The sequence below is a fragment of the Cryobacterium arcticum genome (assembly GCF_001679725.1).
Classification (GTDB): Bacteria; Actinomycetota; Actinomycetes; order Actinomycetales; family Microbacteriaceae; genus Cryobacterium; species Cryobacterium arcticum_A.
Genome location: NZ_CP016282.1, coordinates 3611635 through 3630982, shown reverse-complemented (window position 1 = coordinate 3630982; position 19348 = coordinate 3611635). Strand labels below are relative to the sequence as shown.

Annotated in this window: 25 protein-coding genes; 12 read left to right on the top strand and 13 right to left on the bottom strand. The window is 69.1% G+C overall.

Annotated features, from left to right (window positions below; translation table 11 throughout):
- Positions 1-2: 2 nt before the first annotated feature.
- The 6 genes from PA27867_RS20805 to PA27867_RS16465 all read right to left on the bottom strand — a co-directional run bounded on the left by PA27867_RS20805 (position 3) and on the right by PA27867_RS16465 (position 2688).
- Entirely contained in the window at positions 3-164 is a 162-nt protein-coding gene (locus PA27867_RS20805) for a hypothetical protein (RefSeq protein ID WP_157109269.1), read from the bottom strand.
- A gap of 275 nt (positions 165-439) precedes the next feature.
- The gene (locus PA27867_RS16485; protein WP_066598167.1) at positions 440-1057 is read right to left on the bottom strand and encodes a hypothetical protein; all 618 of its coding nucleotides are present in this window, start codon (positions 1055-1057) and stop codon (positions 440-442) included.
- On the bottom strand, positions 1054-1629 hold the full coding sequence (locus PA27867_RS16480) for a hypothetical protein (RefSeq protein WP_066598166.1): 576 nt from the start codon (positions 1627-1629) through the stop codon (positions 1054-1056). The genes PA27867_RS16485 and PA27867_RS16480 overlap by 4 nt, the downstream gene beginning before the upstream one ends.
- Positions 1626-2021: a hypothetical protein gene (locus PA27867_RS16475; protein ID WP_066598165.1), complete on the bottom strand. Its 396-nt coding sequence runs from the start codon at positions 2019-2021 to the stop codon at positions 1626-1628. Before PA27867_RS16475 ends, PA27867_RS16480 begins: the two co-directional genes overlap by 4 nt.
- A complete protein-coding gene (locus tag PA27867_RS16470; RefSeq protein ID WP_066598164.1) occupies positions 2021-2209 on the bottom strand; it encodes a DUF2273 domain-containing protein in 189 nt (62 codons plus the stop codon). The genes PA27867_RS16475 and PA27867_RS16470 overlap by 1 nt, the downstream gene beginning before the upstream one ends.
- Positions 2206-2688, bottom strand: coding sequence for an Asp23/Gls24 family envelope stress response protein (locus PA27867_RS16465; RefSeq protein WP_066598163.1), 483 nt, complete (start codon positions 2686-2688; stop codon positions 2206-2208). The genes PA27867_RS16470 and PA27867_RS16465 overlap by 4 nt, the downstream gene beginning before the upstream one ends.
- 221 nt (positions 2689-2909) lie before the next feature.
- Between PA27867_RS16465 and PA27867_RS16460 the strand changes: the two genes are divergently transcribed.
- The 5 genes from PA27867_RS16460 (at position 2910) to PA27867_RS16440 (ending at position 8148) form a co-directional block, all read left to right on the top strand.
- Entirely contained in the window at positions 2910-3341 is a 432-nt protein-coding gene (locus PA27867_RS16460; protein WP_236900747.1) for a DUF2975 domain-containing protein, read from the top strand.
- A gap of 76 nt (positions 3342-3417) precedes the next feature.
- Entirely contained in the window at positions 3418-4707 is a 1290-nt protein-coding gene (locus tag PA27867_RS16455; RefSeq protein ID WP_066598161.1) for an ROK family transcriptional regulator, read from the top strand.
- 80 nt (positions 4708-4787) lie between these two features.
- Positions 4788-5873, top strand: coding sequence for a sugar ABC transporter substrate-binding protein (locus tag PA27867_RS16450; RefSeq protein ID WP_066598160.1), 1086 nt, complete (start codon positions 4788-4790; stop codon positions 5871-5873).
- Between the two features lie 107 nt (positions 5874-5980).
- Positions 5981-6847 (top strand): ATP-binding cassette domain-containing protein, encoded by an 867-nt coding sequence (locus PA27867_RS16445; protein WP_084021251.1) that lies wholly within the window; start codon positions 5981-5983, stop codon positions 6845-6847.
- Positions 6844-8148: a sugar ABC transporter permease gene (locus PA27867_RS16440; RefSeq protein WP_084021250.1), complete on the top strand. Its 1305-nt coding sequence runs from the start codon at positions 6844-6846 to the stop codon at positions 8146-8148. The genes PA27867_RS16445 and PA27867_RS16440 overlap by 4 nt, the downstream gene beginning before the upstream one ends.
- A 154-nt stretch (positions 8149-8302) precedes the next feature.
- Here PA27867_RS16440 and PA27867_RS16435 read toward each other — a convergent pair whose 3' ends face one another.
- Both PA27867_RS16435 and PA27867_RS16430 read right to left on the bottom strand, forming a co-directional pair.
- Positions 8303-8857 (bottom strand): GNAT family N-acetyltransferase, encoded by a 555-nt coding sequence (locus PA27867_RS16435; RefSeq protein ID WP_066598159.1) that lies wholly within the window; start codon positions 8855-8857, stop codon positions 8303-8305.
- Positions 8858-8912: 55 nt separating this feature from the next.
- The gene (locus PA27867_RS16430) at positions 8913-9839 is read right to left on the bottom strand and encodes a LysR family transcriptional regulator (protein WP_066598158.1); all 927 of its coding nucleotides are present in this window, start codon (positions 9837-9839) and stop codon (positions 8913-8915) included.
- Between the two features lie 133 nt (positions 9840-9972).
- On the opposite strand from PA27867_RS16430, the gene PA27867_RS21300 reads away from it, so the two are divergent.
- The 3 genes from PA27867_RS21300 (at position 9973) to PA27867_RS21120 (ending at position 12710) form a co-directional block, all read left to right on the top strand.
- Positions 9973-10095, top strand: a complete 123-nt coding sequence (locus tag PA27867_RS21300; RefSeq protein ID WP_255579372.1) for a hypothetical protein — start codon at positions 9973-9975, stop codon at positions 10093-10095.
- A gap of 72 nt (positions 10096-10167) precedes the next feature.
- Positions 10168-10713, top strand: a complete 546-nt coding sequence (gene pyrE, locus PA27867_RS16425) for an orotate phosphoribosyltransferase (RefSeq protein WP_066598157.1) — start codon at positions 10168-10170, stop codon at positions 10711-10713.
- A complete protein-coding gene (locus PA27867_RS21120; protein WP_066598156.1) occupies positions 10713-12710 on the top strand; it encodes a septum formation family protein in 1998 nt (665 codons plus the stop codon). Before pyrE ends, PA27867_RS21120 begins: the two co-directional genes overlap by 1 nt.
- Positions 12711-12787: 77 nt before the next feature.
- Here PA27867_RS21120 and PA27867_RS16415 read toward each other — a convergent pair whose 3' ends face one another.
- From PA27867_RS16415 to PA27867_RS16405, 3 genes are all read right to left on the bottom strand, one after another.
- Positions 12788-13588 (bottom strand): HAD-IIA family hydrolase, encoded by an 801-nt coding sequence (locus PA27867_RS16415; protein WP_066598154.1) that lies wholly within the window; start codon positions 13586-13588, stop codon positions 12788-12790.
- 124 nt (positions 13589-13712) lie between these two features.
- Entirely contained in the window at positions 13713-14357 is a 645-nt protein-coding gene (locus tag PA27867_RS16410) for a metal-dependent transcriptional regulator (RefSeq protein WP_066598152.1), read from the bottom strand.
- A 26-nt stretch (positions 14358-14383) separates the two neighbouring features.
- On the bottom strand, positions 14384-15664 hold the full coding sequence (locus PA27867_RS16405; protein WP_084021248.1) for an Nramp family divalent metal transporter: 1281 nt from the start codon (positions 15662-15664) through the stop codon (positions 14384-14386).
- A gap of 70 nt (positions 15665-15734) precedes the next feature.
- Here PA27867_RS16405 and PA27867_RS16400 point away from each other — a divergent pair, with 70 nt between their 5' ends.
- Positions 15735-16127 carry an ArsR/SmtB family transcription factor gene (locus PA27867_RS16400; protein ID WP_236900746.1) on the top strand — a complete coding sequence of 131 codons (393 nt, stop codon included), beginning with the start codon at positions 15735-15737 and terminating at the stop codon, positions 16125-16127.
- A gap of 25 nt (positions 16128-16152) precedes the next feature.
- On the opposite strand, the gene PA27867_RS16395 is transcribed toward PA27867_RS16400, so the two are convergent.
- Both PA27867_RS16395 and PA27867_RS16390 read right to left on the bottom strand, forming a co-directional pair.
- The gene (locus PA27867_RS16395) at positions 16153-16446 is read right to left on the bottom strand and encodes a hypothetical protein (protein ID WP_066598149.1); all 294 of its coding nucleotides are present in this window, start codon (positions 16444-16446) and stop codon (positions 16153-16155) included.
- Between the two features lie 249 nt (positions 16447-16695).
- Positions 16696-17385, bottom strand: coding sequence for a DedA family protein (locus tag PA27867_RS16390; RefSeq protein WP_066598147.1), 690 nt, complete (start codon positions 17383-17385; stop codon positions 16696-16698).
- Between the two features lie 204 nt (positions 17386-17589).
- Here PA27867_RS16390 and PA27867_RS16385 point away from each other — a divergent pair, with 204 nt between their 5' ends.
- From PA27867_RS16385 to PA27867_RS16375, 3 genes are all read left to right on the top strand, one after another.
- On the top strand, positions 17590-18219 hold the full coding sequence (locus PA27867_RS16385; protein ID WP_066598145.1) for a TrmH family RNA methyltransferase: 630 nt from the start codon (positions 17590-17592) through the stop codon (positions 18217-18219).
- A gap of 33 nt (positions 18220-18252) precedes the next feature.
- A complete protein-coding gene (locus PA27867_RS16380; RefSeq protein ID WP_066598143.1) occupies positions 18253-18627 on the top strand; it encodes a DUF4440 domain-containing protein in 375 nt (124 codons plus the stop codon).
- An 89-nt stretch (positions 18628-18716) separates the two neighbouring features.
- Positions 18717-19337, top strand: coding sequence for a TetR/AcrR family transcriptional regulator (locus PA27867_RS16375; RefSeq protein WP_084021246.1), 621 nt, complete (start codon positions 18717-18719; stop codon positions 19335-19337).
- Positions 19338-19348 lie beyond the last annotated feature (11 nt).

Here is a 19348-nt window from a genome sequence, read left to right as displayed (position 1 = left end):
CCTTAGGAAAGGACCCCGGTGGCACGGTCGATCCAGCCCAGAATCCACGGGATGACCTGACTGCCCTGCTCCACCCCGGCCTGGGCCACGGCCACGGCCGGGTAGAGGCTGGTCAGCAGCACGCAGAACAGCGCCGCGCTTGTGAGCACCCAGGCAAGCGGCACGCTGCGCACCCGGGTGATGAGTGCGAGCAGGCCCAGGGTGAGCGAAGCCGACGGTGCACACCAGGGCGATCATTCCGAACGGGACGGGCACGAGCCAGGCCGTCCCGGCGCTGCTGCCGATCAACCCCAAGAGTGGCAAGAGCACGAGCCCGAAGAGAAGCACGCAGCCCAGCACTCCCGCGCCGAGTGCGAACCACACGCCCCGCGGCCGCGAACGGCCGAGGGACCGAGTCCAGCGGGTCATCAGGCAGGTCCGCGCATCCGGATCGAACCGCTCAGCGCACGCGCTGGTCGTGGCCGAGCTTCGCACGCAGGCCCGAATGGATGGTCAGGCACGTGGCGGGGGCGTCGCCCACGACCTGGGCGAGGTTGTCGAGCAGGATGCCGGTCTGCTCAGCGATCAGCCGGGGCGACGCGCCCTGCCGGGGGGTGACGCCGACGTGCAGCACCGGTTGGCGCTTCACGATGAAGGCTCCGACGGTGCTGCCGACCAGGTCGGGTCGCTTGTCGAGGGAGTGTGTGAGCGCTTCGGCGGCGAACGAGGTGTCCACCAGCACGTTGTCAGAGCTGCCATCCTGCTTGCTGATCGGTCGCCGATAGATCTCCCGGCTGCCGCCCCCGCCGACACTGGCGATGATCATGATCATGACGATCACGACGAGGAGAAGGACTGCGACGGCCGCGACCAGCCACCAACTGAAATCGGTGCCCGGCACGGTGCTGGCGGCGAATGCGTCGGTCAGCACCGTGTTGGCGCTCCTACCGAACTCTTGCCAGCGGGATGCCCACCAGTCCCAGAACGGTAGGGCTGCGACGGCGGCGCCGACGCCGAGCAGGATCAAGCCGACCACGAAGATGAACACCCGGTTCAGGGCTCTGTTGGTGTCGTTCATGAGCCGATCGCTCCAGTCTGTTTGATGTGCACGGTGTGGCGCAGGGCCGGGCGCACGTCATAGGAGGCGATTTCTTCCGCGACGGCCCGGCGCACGGATTCCTCGTCGACCGGGATGCCCGAGGTAGGGGTGACCTCCACGATGGCGCGCCGGTGCGAGACCGACACCGCCGCCTGCCCCTGCGGCACTCGAGCGACGGTCTCGACGCGGCGGGCGATAGCCGAAGCGAGAACCCCGTTGTCGACGATCACCGCTCGGTCGCCGAGGACCATCTCATGGCGGGCCAACCTGCCCGAGCGGATGGCATGCAGAATCAGGAGGAGGCCGACCACCGCCACGAGAGCGCCGCCGGCCGAGATGGCAGCCAGCGGTTCCAACGTGGGCAACGTCGCCAACCAGGTCCATGCATCCGCTGGGGACACCAGAAGGGCCGGTTGCCCCAGCATGCGCAGAATCAACTCGGTGCCGGCATAGGCACATGCCAGGATGATCAGCACCGCCAGCAGAATAGTTGTAGCCGTGCGGGGTGAGTGTGTCTCGCGACGCACGATGCGAGCATATGGAGCGCTCATCTGGGCACCCTTCGTTCCTGTTCTATGTGGGCACCGCGAACGCGGATGTCCACCCGCCCGACCTGATTCCCGGTGATGCGTGTCGTGCCCGATCGGATGACGGTTTGTGCGTCGCTGATCCGTTGCAGCAGCGTCGTTCCCGCGTACCCGGCGCCCACGGTGTCGAGGTCGGGAATGCTGATCGGGGTGACGACGTCGAGGCCGAGGAGGCCTGAGTCGTCACGCAGCGTGACCGATACCTGACCGGGATCGACACCGAGGGACTCGGCCGTCACCGCTCTGGCCACGGTCGTGAGTGCTCGCTGTCGCACGGTGATGTGGCCGGGATAGCCTGCCCCGTCGGCCGCGAGGGTTGACTCGCGGCCGGCGGGGTCGTCCGTAACCGTGGACATCAGGAGGTTCGTTTTCCACTCAGCGCGTTCGCGAGCCCGCGCGGGTCGAGCTTTCCGTCGAGGATCCGCCCGATCAGGAGGCCGATGGCCATGAACACGGCCACGAGAAGGAATCCCCAGAAGCCGAAGACGAGGATCGCGAACGCGAGAACGGCGCCGACGGCGATGCCGGTGACTGATGCACTCATGAGACGCGAGCCTCAGCCTGTTCGTCCTGGTCGTCGGTGGGCAGGTGGACGTCGTTGACAGCCACGTTGACCTCGACGACGTCCAGGCCCACCAGGTTGGTGATGGCGTTGGTGACCTGGGTGCGCACGGCGTCGGCCACCTGCTGGATCGGCGCGGGGTACTCCACCACGATGGTGATGTCGACGGCGGCCTGGGTCTCGCCCACTTCAACCTTGATGCCCTGGCTCAGGTCGTCCTGGCCGACCGCACCGCGGATGGCGCCAAGGGCACGGGACGCTCCGCCGCCCAGCGCGAATACGCCGGGGACCTCACGGGCAGCGATGCCGGCGACCTTGGACACGACGTTGTCGGAGATGGTGTTCTTGCCGTGGGCTTCGCCGCTCACGGAGGCCGCGGTGCGGGACTCCGGCCGATCCACGCGCGCGCCGGCGGGGCTCGCAACGGTGGGGGCGGTGGGGCGGACGTCTTCGTTAGCCATGGTGTGTCCTCAAATCTTGTTGAGTTCCGGCTGGCCGGAATGGCTCGGCCGGGGCGATCGGATCGCCATATCCCTAAGAGGTGTCGAATCGACGATTTGTCACGGAACCTGTGGAACTTCCGGTCGTGATCCAGCGAGTTCACAGAAACAGGGTGGGAGCGGCACGCAGCTGGGCTAGTGTCACAACCAGACGAGTGCCGGGGGGCAGGATGCGTTCAGGAATGTGGTCCGCGCTGACGGTGCTGCTCATCGCCGTTCTCGGTGTGGCCGTGTTGGTGCAAGTGTGGGTGCTGCCGGCTGCCGTGGCCACGGTGGTCGCCACCTTCCCCGTTGTGACGCCGATCGCGCTGCCCGGAGTGATCTGGGGCGTGCTCGCCATCGCCTGCTGGGAGGCCATCGCCGTCATCGGCCTGAGACTGGTGGCGCTCGCCAGGGGCCAGCGGCTCGAGCGGGCGCTCCGGGGCTGGCTGCGCGCCATCGTGGGTTGCCTGCTGGTGTTCGTGCTGCTCGTGGCCGCGGCCTTCATCGCGCTGAACGTGCTGGAGTATGCGACGCCGGGGCTGATGTTCGCGCTGCTCGGCAGCGGCCTCCTGGCCGTGGTCGCGGCAGCCGCAGTCCTTCATCTGGGAGCAAGACCCGCACCGCTGGTGTGACCCTGCGGAGGGGGGGCGAACCCCCGTTCTGGGCGAAACCGGATGTGACGGGTGGGGCAGTTGTATCGTGTGTCCTGTGAGCAGCCGCGGCAATCCCGGGTCGCAGTCATCCCTGCGAGAGGCCAATCGCGCGCGCATCGTCGACGCGATCACTCACCACGGCGCTCTCACCCAGGTCGAACTGGCCGCCGTGACCGGGCTGTCGCCGGCTACGGTCTCCAACATCGTCAAGGAGCAGGCCGCCGCCGGGGTACTGCAGACCGCACCCACCTCACGCAGCGGCCGCCGGGCGGTGCGGGTCACGCTTGCCCGTGAACTGGGCCTGGTGGTGGGGCTGCACGTGTCGAACCGGCAGCTGCGGGTGGCCCTGGCCGACGCCGGGCACCAGGTGCTGGCCGAACGGATGCTACCGCTCGCCCGCGACCACCGCGCCGACAGCGAACTCGACCGGGTGATGCTGCTCATCCAGGACATGGCCGAGTCGGTGGGCGCGGGGCTGACCGAGGTGCTCGCGGTGGGAGTGGGCCTGGCAGCGCCGGTGGATCCGCGCACCGGCATCATCGCCACCCGTGGGCTCCTCCGCGGCTGGGACGGTGTTCCCGTCGCGCAGGAGCTGGAGGCCCGGCTGCACCGGCCGGTCTTCGTCGACAACGAAGCCAACCTCGGCGCCCTCGGCGAGTACCGCATGGGAGCGGCGCGGGGCATCCGCCAGGCTGCCTATCTGCGCGTCTCGCACGGCGTCGGAGCGGGGCTGATCGTGGACGGCCGGGTGTACCGCGGCGGCAGCGGCAAGGCCGGTGAGATCGGGCATCTCACCCTCGACGAGCAGGGGCTCGTGTGCCGCTGCGGCAACCGCGGCTGCCTGGAGACCCTGGTGGGGGCATCCGCGCTCGCGGCCCGGTTTCCGGCCGCGCACGGCGAGGTGAGATTGCGCGACATCCTGCTGCGCGCCGAGGCCGGCGAGGCCCGCGCCCGACGGGTGATCGCCGACGCGGGCCGGCACCTTGGCATCGCGCTGGCGGGCCTGAGCAACCTCGTCGACCCGCACCGCATCGTGGTGGGCGGCGAGCTGGCCGAAGCCGGCGAACTGCTCCTCAGCCCATTGCGGCACGCGTTGGAGCGCTCCACCCTTGCCACCCAGGCTGGCGTGCCCGAGGTGGTCAAGGGCGAGTTGGGGGAGCGCGCAGAGGTGCTCGGCGCGGTGCTGTTCGCCATCGACCGGGCGGAGATCACGGCCGGCCGGCCGGGGGAGCTGCGCCGCACCCTGCCGGCGGGCCCGACCCCCGACATCCTGCCCGGAATCGGCCCGTTCGGGCCTGGGGAAACCGCTGAAATCACCGTGGACAGGGGCGGCCTGGCCTCTTGAGTTCAAGCCTTGACGGCATTTGGGACCGGGGCCATGCTCGTTACACCGCCAACGAGGGTGGTCACAGTAGGAGGCATATCATGAGAAAACCCAGGAAGAGGTTCGCGCTCCTGGCGATCACAGTGATCGCAACCACGGGCGTTTTGACCGCATGCACGTCCAACGGATCCAGCTCCTCCAGCTCCGACGGGGGCAGCTCCGGCGAGACGATCAAGATCGGCCTGCTCCTCCCTGAATCCAAGACCACCCGCTACGAGAGCTTCGACCGGCCCTTGTTCGAAGACAAGCTGACCTCACTCGGAAACTACGAGGTGATCTACGCCAACGCCGACCAGGATGCCGCCAAGCAGCAGCAGCAGGCGGAGTCAGCGTTGACCGAGGGCGTCAAGGTCCTCGTCCTCGACCCGGTTGACGGGGCGGCAGCGGCGAGCATCGCCGAATCCGCTGCGGCACAGGACGTCCCGGTGATCTCCTACGACCGGCTCATCAAGAGCGACAAGGTCGACTACTACATCTCGTTCGACAACGAACAGGTGGGCGTGCTGCAGGGCACCGCGCTCGTCGACAGGCTCAAGCAGGACAACACGACGTCCGGCCTGATCATGATCAACGGATCGCCGACCGACGCCAACGCGGCCGAGTTCAAGAAGGGCGCGCACTCAGTGATCGATCCGAGCGGCATCCCGATCCTGGCGGAGTACGACACGCCGGACTGGAGCCCGGACAAGGCCCAGGAGTGGGCGGCCGGCCAGATCACCCAGTTCGGCGCCGAGATGTCGGGTATCTACGCGGCGAATGACGGCACGGCCGGCGGTGCGATCGCCGCAGTGAAGGCTGCCGGAACCGAGCCGATCCCGCCCGTGACCGGGCAGGACGCTGAGCTCGCTGCCATCCAGCGCATCGTCGCCGGTGACCAGTTCATGACCGTCTACAAGGCCATCAAGCTCGAGGCCGAGAAGGCGGCCGAGGTTGCCCACCAGTTGGCGCAGGGCGACACCCCGAGCCCGGACACGACCTTCCAGGACATCCCATCCACGCTGCTGACCCCGGTGGTCGTCACCGTCGACAACATTCAGGAGACCGTGATCGATGACGGTTTCTACACCGTCGACGAGATCTGCACGGCTGAGTACGCCGACGCGTGCGCAGCGGCCGGACTCCAGTAGCCGCGCGCAGCCACCGCACAACTCAACAGCATCGAAACGGCCGGCCGGGATACCGCACCCACGATTCGGGTCCCGGCCGGCTCCCCTCCCAACCCAGAGGAATCACAATGTCTGTGCTTTCCAGCCCTGCGGCCCCCGCCGACGACCTTGTCCTGTCGCTGCGGGGGATCGACAAGAACTTCGGCGCCGTGCAGGCGCTCACCGACATCGACCTCGACATCTACGCGGGCGAGGTGGTCGCCCTCGTCGGTGACAACGGTGCAGGCAAGTCCACCCTGATCAAGATCCTCGCCGGAGTGCACCCGCAAGACGGCGGCACCATCAGCCACGGCGGCAAGACCGTCTCGATCAACAACCCGGCGGACTCCAACAACCTGGGCATCGCCACGGTCTACCAGGACCTGGCGCTCTGCGACAACCTCGACGTTGTCGCCAATCTCTTCCTCGGCCACGAGCTGGGACGCGGCACCATCAACGAGGTCGAGATGGAGAAACGTTCCTGGGGCCTGCTCCGTCAACTCTCCGCCCGCATCCCCTCGGTGCGCATCCCCGTTGCCTCGCTCTCCGGCGGCCAGCGGCAGACCGTGGCCATCGCCCGGTCGCTCATCGGCGATCCGCGCATCGTCATCCTCGACGAACCCACAGCGGCCTTGGGCGTGGCCCAGACCGCCGAGGTGCTCAACCTCATCGAACGCCTCCGCGAACGGGGCTTGGCCGTGGTCCTGATCAGCCACAACATGGCGGATGTTCAGGCCGTCGCCGACCGCATCGTGGTGCTGCGCCTCGGCCGCAACAACGGCGAGTTCAGGGTGGCCGACGTCACCTACGAAGACATCATTGCCGCGATCACCGGCGCCACCGACAATGCCGTCACCAGGCGGGCCCAGGCGCGGGTGGATTCTGCCGACGCCGCTGCCGTGGCCGCGGCGGGGACCGAAACCGACACCGAACTCCCCGAGGAGGAACGGCCATGACGACACCAACTTCGGCCCCGCCGCCGGCCGGCCCGGAAGACACGGCTCCGCCCACCGAGACCGTGCGGCTGGCCGCCGTGGCCGCCGACCTGCAGGACGAACGACTGATCCAGCCACATGGCCTGGGCGGCACCCTGCGGGCCTTCGGCAAGCGGGTGCGCTCCGGCGACATCGGCTCGCTACCCGTGGTGATCGGCCTCATTGTGATCTGGGTGGCGTTCTCGCTGCTCAACCCCAACTTCCTCTCCAGCACCAACCTGGTCAACCTCACCCTGCAGTGCGCGGCGGTGGGCACCATCTCCATCGGCATCGTCCTGGTGCTGCTCCTCGGCGAGATCGACCTGTCGGTCGGATCGGTCAGCGGCCTGTCCGCCGCCATCCTCGCCGTGAGTTTCGTCAACCTCGGCTGGCCGCTGCCGGTGTCCCTGTTGGCGTCGCTGCTGACCGGTGTGGTCATCGGGCTGCTCTATGGCTTCCTATACACCCGGTTCGGCGTGCCGAGCTTCGTCATCACCCTCGCCGGGCTGCTCGGTTTCCTGGGTCTGCAACTGTGGGTGCTCGGCTCGACGGGCTCGATCAACATCCCGTTCGACTCCTGGATCGTGCAGTTCGCCCAGCAGTCTTTCCTGCCCGACTGGCTGTCCTATGTGCTTGTGGTGCTCACGGCGCTCGCCTACGCGGCGCAGCTTTTCGTCACCGCCAACCGTCGTGCCGCGGCAGGGCTCTCCGCCGTGCCCGCCACCTCCATCGCGGTGCGGAGCGTGTTCCTGCTCCTGGTGCTCGGGGTGCCCACCTGGTATCTCAACCAGACCCGCGGGGTCGGCGCCATGTTCTTGCTCTTCCTGGTGCTCGTCGTCGTGATGAACTTCTTCCTCACCCGCACCAAGTGGGGCCGTTCGGTGTACGCGGTCGGCGGCAACGTCGAAGCCGCCCGGCGGTCGGGCATCAACGTCACCGGTGTGTACCTGAGCGTGTTCATGCTCTGCTCCACCTTCGCGGCCCTCGGCGGCCTGCTCGCCGCCGGGCGCCTGGCGGCGGCCAACCAGGGCTCCGGCGGCGGCGACACCAACCTCAACGCCATCGCCGCGGCGGTGATCGGCGGGGCCAGCCTCTTCGGCGGCCGGGGCAGTGCGTTCTCCGCCCTCTTGGGGATCCTGGTCATCCAGTCGATCTCCAGCGGGCTCACCCTGCTCAACCTGGACTCCTCGATCCGCTACATGATCACCGGCGCCGTGCTGTTGCTCGCGGTCATCGTCGACTCCCTGTCGCGCCGCACCCGGGTCTCGCACGGTAGAGCCTGACCGCGGTCTCGCCGACACGCGCCAAAGCGCCCTCTGGGGAGCCCCGAAGGGGTCATTTGCGTCGACTCGAAAACGGATGCCGCGCCGACTTGCTGCGAAGTGCCCCTCCGGCGCTCCCGGAGGGGGCGTTTGCGGCGACTCGGCGCCGGACGCTTCAGACCTCGAGGCCGTCCCGGATGATCGTCTGCCCGGTCGGCCAGTCGGCGAACGCCGCCCGCACGGGAAGCACCATCGCGGGGCCGGTGAATGTCTCCGGTTGCATCCGGGTGTCGATCATTCGAGTCGTCAGCCCTACGGCTTGCCGCCAGCCGCCGGTGGAGTAGAACGGCACGAGGTCGGGGGCACAAGTGAGGAACCCGAACGGCAACGCTTGGCCGTCGAGGGCCGAGGTCGCCTCGGCGAGCAGCCGGCGGCCGAGCCCCTCGCCCTGATAGTCGGGATCGACGCCGACCAGCCCCACGTCGCCGACGAGCTGTGACCCGCCGGACTCGAGGCGCAGCATCCGGCGCACGAAGCCGATGTGGGCCACCGGACGGTCGCCGTCGTAGCCGATCACGCGGGCCTCCGGGCGGGCCCCCATCCAGCTGCGGGTGCCGGTGAAGGTGGCGTGGTCTCTGGGGAAGTACCGCGCGAACAGCATTGCCAGGGCGGCGTGGTCGTCGGCCGACAGATCGGCTTCCCAACGCAGGGTCCACTCGATGTCAGCCATCCACCCAGCCTAATCGGCAGGTCAGCGCCAACCGGGGGTGGAAAGGTGCAGCGAGCTAGCCGGCCGCCGCCGCGTGCTCGGCCTGCACCTGGGCCGCTCGCTTGCGCAGAGCACCGATGACGGTGCGCACGGCCAGCCGTTCCGCGCGGTCGGGCCGCATCAGCGCCACGATCTGACGCTCGGCGTCAAGCCCGCGCAACGGCTTGAGCACCATGCGGCCGGGCTGGTTGCCGCCCGAGGTGTAGCGCGGCACCAGGGCGATGCCGAGGCCGGCCATGATGAACGACTCGATCAGGCGCATGTCGGCGAAGCGCTGGGTCACCCGGGCGCGGCCGCCGGTCTGCTGCTCGATGTCGTGCAGGATGCGTTCGAACGGGAACCCGCCCGGCACGCCGATCCAGGTCTCGCCGACCACGTCGCTCGCACCGAGCGACGCCCGCCCGGCCAGGCGGTGGTCGGCCGGCAGTCCCACATCGAGAGGCTCGGTCATCAGCGGCACCGAGGTGAGCCCGCGCCCGCCCCAGCCGAGCTGCCCGCGCATGCTGTGCGCGAGCACGATGTCGTAGTCGGAGGTGAGTGCGGGAAAGTCGCTGAGCTCCGGGTCCATGTCGGTGCAGTGCACGGCAAGGCCGTCGATCGCGTCGAGATCCTGCAGCACGCCCGGCAGCAGCATCTGCCCGGCCGTGGGGAAGGTGACCAGGCTGACGTCGCCCGTGGCGCCGTTGCGGAAGGTGTCCCACACGGCCGTCGCGCGTTCGAGGGCTACCGCGATATCCGTGGCGCTGGAGGCCAGAGCACGACCGGCGTCCGTGAGAACCAGACCGCGCCCGCTGCGCTCGGTGAGCGGCAGGCCGGCCTCCCGTTCGAGCACTTTCAGCTGCTGCGAGACCGCCGACGGCGTGCGATGGGTGGCCCGTGCCACGGCCGTCACGCTGCCGCGTTCGGCCAGTTCTCGGAGCAATTCCAGACGTTGCACATCCATGTAGCCAGCCTACATAGTCAGTGCAGAACTGTGCGATTGTGCTGAAAGGTTGTTGGTGGTCTTATAAAGGTGTCGGTTACCGGGCACGCGCCCGCAATAACGCGGCCATCCACTTCCTTCGAAAGGCACGACCGTGTTCGTTTTCATGATCCTCATCTCCCTTGTGGCCGCTGGCTCCATCGTCGGCACCGTTGTCGCCGTCAACAAGGATGGCTACGGCCGCGTGCCGGAGAAGAAGCTCGTTCGCAGCTTCTAGACTGTGCGGTCCCGTGCGCGCCTGCATCGTGCGCGGGACTCACGGCGGGTGTTGGCCTAAAGTAGCTCTGTGATGGATACCCGCAAGCAACTCATCGACTACATCTCGGCCGACGCCGTCTTCCACGGTGATTTCACCCTCACCAGCGGCAAGAAGGCCACGTACTACGTGGACCTCCGCAAGGTCAGCCTGGATCACCGGGTGGCCCCCCTGATCGGCCAGGTCATGCTCGACCTCATCCAGGACATCCCCGATGTCGTCGCCGTCGGCGGGATGACCATGGGGGCTGACCCCGTCGCCACCGCCATCCTGCACCAGGGCGCCGCTCGCGGCCTCGCCTACGACGCGTTCGTCGTTCGCAAGGAGCCCAAGGACCACGGCCGCGGCCGTCAGGTCGAGGGCCCCGATCTCGCCGGCAAGCGCGTCATCGTTCTCGAAGACACGTCGACGACGGGCGGATCGCCTCTCGCAGCCATCGAAGCCCTGCTCAAGGTGGGTGCCATCATCGCCGGCGTCGCCGTGGTCGTGGACCGCAGCACGGGAGCCCGCGAAGTCATCGAAGCTGCCGGCTACCCGTACTACGCGGCCATCGGACTCGAGGACCTGGGACTGAGCTGATGCCGGATCAGCAGGGCGGAAACGACGAGAACGACCTCGGCATCGACTGGCTCGAGGCGCAGTTGGGCGCCGATGACGGCACCGATGATTCCGACGCCGGCTCCGAGGCGTCCGACAGCGAAGCCGGTGGGGCCGCGGATGGCGACACGGCCGACCGCGACGCCGACCGGACCGCTAACCGCACTGCTGACCGCCCTGCACCGGATGCCCAACCCGACTCGGCTCCGACCGTCGCCCTGCCGATTCCGCCCGCCGAGCCTTCTGGTGCTGTCTCCGCGGCTCCTGCCGACGAGTACGTGACCCGCGCCGAGCGCGCTGCCGCCGAGAGAGCCGCCGCCGATCGAGCGGCTGCGGACCGTGCTGCTGCCGATCGGGCTGCCGCTGACCGTGCTGCTGCTGACCGCGCTGCCGCTGACCGTGCTGCTGCCGATAGGGCTGCCGCTGACCGCGCCGCCGCTGACCGCGCTGCCGCTGACCGTGCCGCCGCTGACCGCGCTGCCGCTGACCGTGCCGCTGCGGAGAGTGCCGCCGCCGACCGAGCGGCCGCCGAGAAAGCTGCCGCTGACCGCGCCGCCGCGTCCCTGGCCGAAACCGAGCTCGACGATGAGCCCGCAGACGGCGCGGCCCAGACCGCCGAGCCTGCTCCCGGTGGCTTTCGCTGGGGCCTCAGGCCCAAGATCGAGCCCGACCCGGCCGTTCCCGCGTCGAGGCGCCCCACTCCGCCCGCCGACGCTGCTGCTGCCGCTTCTTCTTCTCCTGCTGTGGCTCCTGCCGCAGCCGCTCCGCCCGCCGCACCGGCCCCGGTCGCCGCGCCCGTTCCTGCCACTGCAGCGATTCCCCCCATCGTGCCCGCGGCCCCCGTGATTCCTGAGCCTGCCGCCCCGCGCGCCACCCCGCCGGCACCGGCTGCCGCCGCACCGACCGCGACCCCGCCAGCTCCCGAGGCCGCGCCGACTCCGGCCGAGGCCCCGCCGCTGGGTGTCACCCCGGCCCGCCCCGTGCCCGCGGTTCCTTCGGCCTCCGCCGCCTCCGCGGCCTCGGAGGCTCTCACCAAGGCCCCCGCGGAACCGCGGCGTGCCGCCGACGTCGAACCTGCACCGTGGTGGACCACGCCCGCCCAGTCCCGCCTTGTCCCCACGGATGAAGAGCAGGAGGCGCGTCGCCACCGCACGCCGCCGAGCCCGCTCGACACCGGCGTGCAGCCGCCCTTCGGCGCACCCACCGCGGCGCCGCTGGCGCCCTCGCACCGCGCGGCTCCCGGCGCCACGGCCGCCCCGTCGACACGGCGTTCGCCGGTGCCCGCGGCCCTGCCCGAGTCGGTCCTCGCCGCTGCCGCCGCACCGTCCGTGACGGCCGCGGCTTCGGTTCCCGCTCCGCACGACGCCGATCGCGCCGATCGTCGCGCTGCCGCCGGCGGGCCGCCCCGGCGACCGTCCACCCGCACCCTGTTCTGGGCCGGCGGCGCCGTTCTCGCCGTGCTCGTGATCATCGGGCTCTTCTTCCTGGGCCAGGCCCTGGGCGGCACGCCCGTGGCCGCTCCCACCGCATCGACGTCGGCCCCCGCCAGTGCCACGCCCACGCCGACGCCCACCCCGACCCCGCCGCCCACCGCGCCGCAGGCGGCCGGCGTGCACGCCTGGGACACCATGTTCGGCTCCGAGTGCCTCGAGCCCTACACGTCACCGTGGGACGAAGAATTCACCGTGGTTGACTGTGCCACCCCGCACACAGCGCAGCTGGTCTACCGGGGCATCCTGGAGGGCGAGAGCGGCTCGACGTTCCCGGGCGAAGAGGCCTTCGCGCAGCAGATCAACGTGCTCTGCTCGGCTCCCGGCACCATCGACTTCGCCGCCGCCGGAGAGTACTCGGACGTGCAGCTGCAGGGCAGCTACCCGGTGACCGCCGAACAGTGGGATGCCGGCGACCGGTACTTCTACTGCTTCGCCAGCCGGTCCTCGGGCGAGCCGCTCACCACGAGCCTCGCGCCGGCGGCCTGACTCCGCCGCGCACCTTTCGCACAAAATACTCAAGCCGGGCCCAGGGGCCCGGCTTGAGTCGTATCGAGGCGGTGCGCTCAGATCTGGTCGGACTCGATGGGTTCCCGGGCGAGCAGCTGGTGCACGCCGTCGAGGATCTCGTCGGGGCGGAACGGGTAGCGGGCGATCTCCGAGTCATCGCTGATGCCGGTGAGCACGAGCACGGTGTGCAGCCCGGCCTCGATACCGGCCACGATGTCGGTGTCCATCCGGTCGCCGATCATGCCGGTGTTCTCCGAGTGTGCGCCGATGCGGTTCATCGCCGAGCGGAACATCATCGGGTTGGGCTTGCCCACCACGTAGGGCTCCATGCCGGTGGCCTTCGTGATGAGGGCGGCGATGGCGCCCGTGGCCGGCATCGGCCCCTCGGCACTGGGACCGGTCGCATCCGGGTTGGTCACGATGAACCGGGCGCCCTTGAGCAGCAGGCGGATGGCCTTGGTGATGGCCTCGAACGAGTAGTTGCGGGTCTCGCCCACCACCACGTAGTCCGGGTTGGTCTCGGTCATGATGAAGCCGGCCTCGTGCAGCGCGGTGGTGAGCCCCACCTCGCCGATAACGAAGGCCGTGCCGCCGGGGCTCTGCTGTTTGAGGAAGTCGGCGGTGGCCAGCGCCGAGGTCCAGATGCGTTCCTCGGGAACATTGAGGCCGGAGGAGCGCAGCCGCGCAGACAGGTCACGCGGGGTGAAGATGGAGTTGTTGGTGAGCACCAGGAACGGAGTGCCCGCATCGGTCCACTGCTGCAGCAGTTCGGCAGCACCGGGCAGGGCCTGGTTCTCGTGCACCAGGACTCCGTCCATGTCGGTGAGCCAGCATTCGATCTCGTCACGCGTTCTCATGGCGGGCTCCTTCGTGTGGGGGAGGTGCGGTCGGCCGTCTCTGTGACGCCGCCCTCTCAGACTATCGGGCGAGGTCCCAAGGGCGTTCGGCGGGGTGCTCTCAGCATGGACGCCCAGCAGGCGCTCAGCTGGTGAGCCAGATGGCTCCGGCCGCGTCGGGGGCGAGAGGATGCAGCCCGCCGGCGGGCAGCCGCACGGTGGCCGCATCGACGACGTGCAGCAGGCTGCCCGGCACGATGCCGGCATCCGCCAGGGCGCGCAGGATGGCCGGATCGCGATCGCTGACCCGCAGCACGGTTCCGGAGTGGCCGGGTGCGGCCTCAGCGAGAACGACCGCGGGCACCGGGGTCGTCGAACCGTCCGCGGCGGGGATGAGGTCCCCGTGCGGGTCGGCCGTGGGGTGGCCCAGGTGGGTGTCGATGGCCTCGAGGAGACGGTCGGAGATGGCGTGCTCGAGCACCTCGGCCTCGTCGTGCACCTCGTCCCAGGTGTAGCCGAGCTCCCGCACCAGCCAGGTTTCGATCAGGCGGTGCCGGCGCACCACCGCGGTCGCCTGCAACCGGCCGGCCGGGGTGAGAGTGAGCGGTCCGTAGGGCACATGGGAGATCAGGCCGTCCGCGGCCAGTTTCTTGACCATCTCGGTCACCGACGACGGCGCGATGCCCAGCCGGGTGGCCAGGGCCTTGGGCGTGATCGGCTCCGCCTGCCACTCGGTGTGGGCGTAGATGGTCTTGAGGTAGTCCTCGGCGGCTGCAGTGGGGGGTTTCATGGCGCCTTCAGGGTATCGGCCCGGTCTTACCCGGCGCTGAAGACCAGCACCAGGAGCACGGCGTTGAGTGCGACAAGCAGCACGGCAGCCACGGCCCCTGCGGCCGTGGTGAACCAGCGGTTGGTGAAGTCGCCGAGCAGGCCCCGCTGCGCCGTGAGCCAGACCAGCGGGATCAGGGCGAACGGGATGCCGAACGACAGCACCACCTGGCTGAGCACGAGGGCCTGGGTGGGGTCGAAGCCCACGCCGAGGATCAGCAGGGCCGGGATCAGGGTGACCACGCGGCGCAGCAGCAGCGGTACCCGCACCTTGAGCAGGCCGTGCATGATCTCGGCGCCGGCGTACGCGCCAACCGAGGTGGAGGCCAGCCCGGAGGCCAGCAGGCCCACGGCGAACACCGTTGCGACGACCGGGCCCAGACCGCTCTGCAGGGCCAGGTAGGCGCCCTCGAGAGAGTCGGTGCCCGGCACGCCCTGCAGGGCCGAGGCGGCGAGCAGCAGGATGGCGAGGTTCACGGTGCCGGCGATGAGCATCGCGATCGAGACATCCCACTTGGTCGCCCAGAGCAGCCGTCGGGTCGCAGCCGGGCCCTCCTGCATCGGGAACCTGTCCCGGGTGAGCGCCGAATGCGCGTAGATCGCGTGCGGCATGATCGTGGCGCCCAGGATCGACGCCGCGAGCAGCACCGAGTCGGTGCCCTCGAAGCGCGGAACGAGCCCGGCGACGACACCGCCGGCATCCGGCGGTGAAAAGAAGACGCCGGCCGTGAACCCCACCGTGATGATCAGCAGCAGCGCCACGATCACCCGTTCGAAGACGCGCGGGCCCCGCCGGGTCTGCACGGTCAGCACGATCATCGAGATCACGCCGGTGATCACACCGCCGGCCAGCAGCGGCAGCCCGAAGAGCAGGTTCAGTGCCACGGCCCCGCCGATGATCTCGGCCAGGTCGGTGGCCATGGCCACGAGCTCGGCCTGCACCCAGTACAGCCGCCGGGCCGCGGGCCGGCGCAGCCGCAAACCGAGCACCTCCGGCAGGCTCGTTCCGGTGACGATGCCGAGCTTGGCGGAGAGGTACTGGATCAGCCAGGCCATCAGGTTTCCGGCCACGACCACCCACACGAGCAGGTAGCCGTAGCGGGCGCCGGCGGTCATATTGCTGGCCACATTGCCCGGGTCGAGGTAGGCGACCCCCGCGACCAGGGCAGGGCCGAGCAGCCAGAGCAGCCGGGTGGATCCGACGCCGCGCACGGCGGGCAGCGGGGCAGGGGCTGCGACGGCGGAAGCGGACCTGTCAGTTTGAGGCATGCCTAAACCCTACGTCTTTTTTAGGGCCACCGAAAGATCAAGGGTCTCAGCGTTGGCATGGCGGCGGGCGATGACCACGAGGGTTGTCGCCGCTGAGGGGCGAGGGCTCACGCTCGTGCCCACCATGTTCGCCAACCGCGCGTCGGTACCGTCGGAGCTCGACGAGCCGCCGTTGATCCTCTACTCCGCACGCGGTCAGGGCGTGATGTGGCAGACGGAGAATCCCGTCACCGTGGCCGCGGTCTCGGCGCTCCTCGGTCGAACCCGCACGGCCCTGCTCCTGGCACTGGCCGAACCGGCGTCATCCACCGAGCTCGGCCTGCGGTTCGGGGTGTCGGCATCCGCCGTCAACCAGCATCTGCGCGCGTTGCGCGACGGGGGACTGGTCACGTCCACCCGCTATGGCCACAGCATGCTGTATTTCCGCAGCGAGTTGGGTGCGGCGCTGATCGATCACCACTGATGGTGGTGCCGGCCGGCGCCAGGTGTCAGGGGTCGATGACCAGCAACAGGCCACCCGGGCTGTTCGCCTGGGCGTACATGTCGTTGATCCGGTCCCGGTCCAGGGCGGCGCTGAGCGCCCGCCGGTAGTGGAACTGCAGGGGGATGTGCGGCGTGAGCCAGATCGTGGAGCGGTACTCGCCGGTGTTGGCCGGCCGGGTCCAGGAGAAATAGAACGACTGCTGGAGGCGAAACTTGGCGCCGATGACGGCCTGCAGGTGGCCGAGCTCCTCATCGTCCAGCAGGATGTTGAGCGTCGAGTTGTAGACGAACCGGCCCATCAGTCAGCTTCGTGAGCGCGGCGGCGCCGCCGAGTTGCAGGCAGGAGTGCACGTTCCCTGTTTCATCGCGACGCCCCCCGGGTCGTGTGTGTTGCGCGCTCGGCGGTACCGAGCAGAGCGGACGCCGAGATCGCTTCGCCCGATCCAGTGCGCCCGATTCTCAATGTACCGAGCAGCAGGGTCGGAGGTGAGTCCCCATTCCGGGGCTCACGTCGCACACCGTGCGGCCTGGCGGCGGCCCCGGCGCTTTTACTCGCGCACGTCCTCCGGAATCTCCACGGGGGGCACGACGGCCTTGCCCCGGGTGCGCAGGTTCTCCCGGCCGGCCTTGTAGAGCTCGGTGAGGATCGGGATGCCCGAGAGCAGCACGATGCCGATGATGAAGTACTCCGAGTAACGGGCCACGAAGTCGATCTGTCCGAGCAGGAAGCCCACCATGGTGAGGCCGACGCCCCAGGCGAAGGCGCCGATCAGGTTGAAGGTGACGAAGGTGCGGTAGCTCATCTTGCCCACGCCGGCCGCGAGGGGCACGAAGGCCCGGAAGACGGGCAGGAAGCGGGCGATGATCACGGCCTTGCCGCCGTGCTTGGCGAAGAACGCGTTGGTGCGTTCCACGTTCTTGGGGTTGAAGAAGCGGTTCTGCTCGCGGGCGAACACCGCGGGTCCGGCCTTGCGGCCGATGCCGTACGCCAGCTGGTCGCCCGCGAACGCCGCGACGAAGATGATTGCGCAGGTCACGAAGATGGGGAACGGGATGTCCCCGGTTGCGGTGAGCAGCCCCACGGTGAAGAGCAGCGAGTCGCCCGGCAGGAACGACAACACGATGAACCCGGTCTCCACGAAGACCACGGCGGCCACGCCGAGCAGCACGAAGGAGCCGAACCAGCCGATCAGCCACTCGGAGTCGAGGAAATCAATTCCGAAGAGTGTGGGTTGCATGGAAATACCTTCCGGTCGGGGTCATGAGTACGGTCTCGATCGGATGGTGCCGGCTTGTGGCGCGAACTCGCACCTGTCGGGCCGGCAATGAGCACCCTGCGCACAAGGCTAGCGAACGCGAAATGGGCGGAAGCTGAGTATGCGCCGCCAGTCGCGGTCGACGGCCCCGCGTTGGCGGCCGCCCAGCCGGGATACGGTGGTCGGGTGCCAGAACCGTTGAACCCCACGCCAGAGCTGTCCACCTACGGGGTCGGCCCGTGGATCGGCGAGTGGCCGGACGAGCCGTACTACGATCCCGAACTGCTCGAGCGGGGCGACACCCGCAACGTGATCGACCGCTACCGCTACTGGAAGATGGCGGCGATCGTCGCGGACCTCGATGAGAAGCGCAACCCGTTCCACGTGGCCATTGAGAACTGGCAGCACGACATGAACATCGGCTCCATCGTGCGCAGCGCCAACGCGTTCGGCGCCGACACCGTGCACATCGTGGGGCGCAAGCGCTGGAACAAGCGCGGCGCGATGGTGACCGACCGCTACCAGCACGTCATGCACCATCCGGATGTGGCGGCGTTCGTCGAGTGGGCGCGCTCGGAGTCCCTGCCCATCATCGCCATCGACAACATGCCCGGCAGCGTGATCATGGAGACTTATCGCTTCCCCGAGCGCTGTGTGATGCTCTTCGGACAGGAAGGCCCCGGCCTCTCACCGGAGGCCGTCGCCGCCGGAGACGCCATGGTGGAGATCAGCCAGTTCGGCTCGACGCGCTCGATCAACGCCTCCGCGGCGGCGGCCGTGACCATGCACTCCTGGATTCTGCAGCACAGATTCTGACCATCCGCACCCCACCGGGTCTAGCGTGGGGTCATGACTGTGATCACCGACGATCTCCCTGCCAGACTCCTGCACGAAGCCCACGACGGATGGCGCGCCATCCTCGCGGGTAAGGGCGGCGACTACTACCAACGCACCATGACCGGTGACGCCCTGCTCATCCTCCCGGGCCAGGTGGTGGACCGGGATCACGTGCGCGCAGCCCTGGCCGCCGCCGGTCCCCTCGACCGCTACGAACTGCACGATCCGGCCGTGATCCGGGTCGGCGAGCACGCCGGCGTGCTGGTCTACCGGTCGCTCGCCTGGCGGGGCGACACGGTCACCGAGCTGCAGACGTCCACGACCTATCTCTTCGACGAGAACAACGGCGGCTGGTCCATCGCGGCGCATCAGGAGTCGCCCGTCTAGACCCGGGTGACGCGCCCGGACGGGCGTCCGGCCGCGGGACACTCCGCAAGGACTTGCACTTCACTATAGAAAGTGCAAAGCTGCACTCTATGTCTGAGAGTGCAACGCCAACGCGCGTCGAGAAACGGATGCGCCAAACCGCCGCCGGCCTCACCTCCGTGTCCCGCCGTTTCACGGCCGAGCGCGGCCTGGCGGGCTTCACCATCGAGGAGGTCTGCGACTCCGTCGGAGTCTCACGCCGCACCTTCTTCAACTATTTCGCCAGCAAGGAAGACGCCGTCATCGGCGCCAACCCCGACGACGAGTACCGCAGCTTCGCCGAGCGGTTCCTGGCCCGCGGTGCCGGCACCTGGCCCCAGGTGCTCACCGACCTCATCGACCTCGCCATCGAGCACGTCGAGTCCAACGCCATGGATCCCCGGGAGCACACCGACCTCATGGCGGCCCTGGAGCGCGAGCCGCGTCTGCTGGCCCGCTTCATCGGCATGACGCGGGACCGCGACCGCCAGATGCGCGGGCTCATCGCCGAACGGCAGGGCGTCGGCGTCGACGATCCGCGTGCCGTCGCGATCGTGAGCATCCTGGCCACCCTCATGAAGGCATCCGCCGAGACCCTGGTCGACCCGGCCAACGACACCGACTTCGCCACCATCCTCACCACCTCGCTCGATGCCATGCGCCTCGTCCTGGCCGTGCCCACCCCCCTCTGAAAGGCAAGATT

Coding starts and splice junctions, on each gene's coding strand:
- PA27867_RS16460 (WP_236900747.1), top strand. CDS start 2,910: ATGTGGTCCGCGCTGACGGTGCTGCTCATCGCCGTTCTCGGTGTGGCC.
- PA27867_RS21120 (WP_066598156.1), top strand. CDS start 10,713: ATGCCGGATCAGCAGGGCGGAAACGACGAGAACGACCTCGGCATCGAC.
- PA27867_RS16400 (WP_236900746.1), top strand. CDS start 15,735: ATGACCACGAGGGTTGTCGCCGCTGAGGGGCGAGGGCTCACGCTCGTG.
- PA27867_RS16405 (WP_084021248.1), bottom strand. CDS start 15,664: ATGCCTCAAACTGACAGGTCCGCTTCCGCCGTCGCAGCCCCTGCCCCG.
- PA27867_RS16485 (WP_066598167.1), bottom strand. CDS start 1,057: ATGAACGACACCAACAGAGCCCTGAACCGGGTGTTCATCTTCGTGGTC.
- PA27867_RS16395 (WP_066598149.1), bottom strand. CDS start 16,446: ATGGGCCGGTTCGTCTACAACTCGACGCTCAACATCCTGCTGGACGAT.
- PA27867_RS16465 (WP_066598163.1), bottom strand. CDS start 2,688: ATGGCTAACGAAGACGTCCGCCCCACCGCCCCCACCGTTGCGAGCCCC.
- pyrE (WP_066598157.1), top strand. CDS start 10,168: ATGGATACCCGCAAGCAACTCATCGACTACATCTCGGCCGACGCCGTC.
- PA27867_RS16390 (WP_066598147.1), bottom strand. CDS start 17,385: ATGCAACCCACACTCTTCGGAATTGATTTCCTCGACTCCGAGTGGCTG.
- PA27867_RS16430 (WP_066598158.1), bottom strand. CDS start 9,839: ATGGATGTGCAACGTCTGGAATTGCTCCGAGAACTGGCCGAACGCGGC.
- PA27867_RS16415 (WP_066598154.1), bottom strand. CDS start 13,588: ATGAGAACGCGTGACGAGATCGAATGCTGGCTCACCGACATGGACGGA.
- PA27867_RS16380 (WP_066598143.1), top strand. CDS start 18,253: ATGACTGTGATCACCGACGATCTCCCTGCCAGACTCCTGCACGAAGCC.
- PA27867_RS16475 (WP_066598165.1), bottom strand. CDS start 2,021: ATGTCCACGGTTACGGACGACCCCGCCGGCCGCGAGTCAACCCTCGCG.
- PA27867_RS16480 (WP_066598166.1), bottom strand. CDS start 1,629: ATGAGCGCTCCATATGCTCGCATCGTGCGTCGCGAGACACACTCACCC.
- PA27867_RS16450 (WP_066598160.1), top strand. CDS start 4,788: ATGAGAAAACCCAGGAAGAGGTTCGCGCTCCTGGCGATCACAGTGATC.
- PA27867_RS16410 (WP_066598152.1), bottom strand. CDS start 14,357: ATGAAACCCCCCACTGCAGCCGCCGAGGACTACCTCAAGACCATCTAC.
- PA27867_RS16375 (WP_084021246.1), top strand. CDS start 18,717: ATGTCTGAGAGTGCAACGCCAACGCGCGTCGAGAAACGGATGCGCCAA.
- PA27867_RS16435 (WP_066598159.1), bottom strand. CDS start 8,857: ATGGCTGACATCGAGTGGACCCTGCGTTGGGAAGCCGATCTGTCGGCC.
- PA27867_RS16445 (WP_084021251.1), top strand. CDS start 5,981: ATGTCTGTGCTTTCCAGCCCTGCGGCCCCCGCCGACGACCTTGTCCTG.
- PA27867_RS16470 (WP_066598164.1), bottom strand. CDS start 2,209: ATGAGTGCATCAGTCACCGGCATCGCCGTCGGCGCCGTTCTCGCGTTC.
- PA27867_RS16440 (WP_084021250.1), top strand. CDS start 6,844: ATGACGACACCAACTTCGGCCCCGCCGCCGGCCGGCCCGGAAGACACG.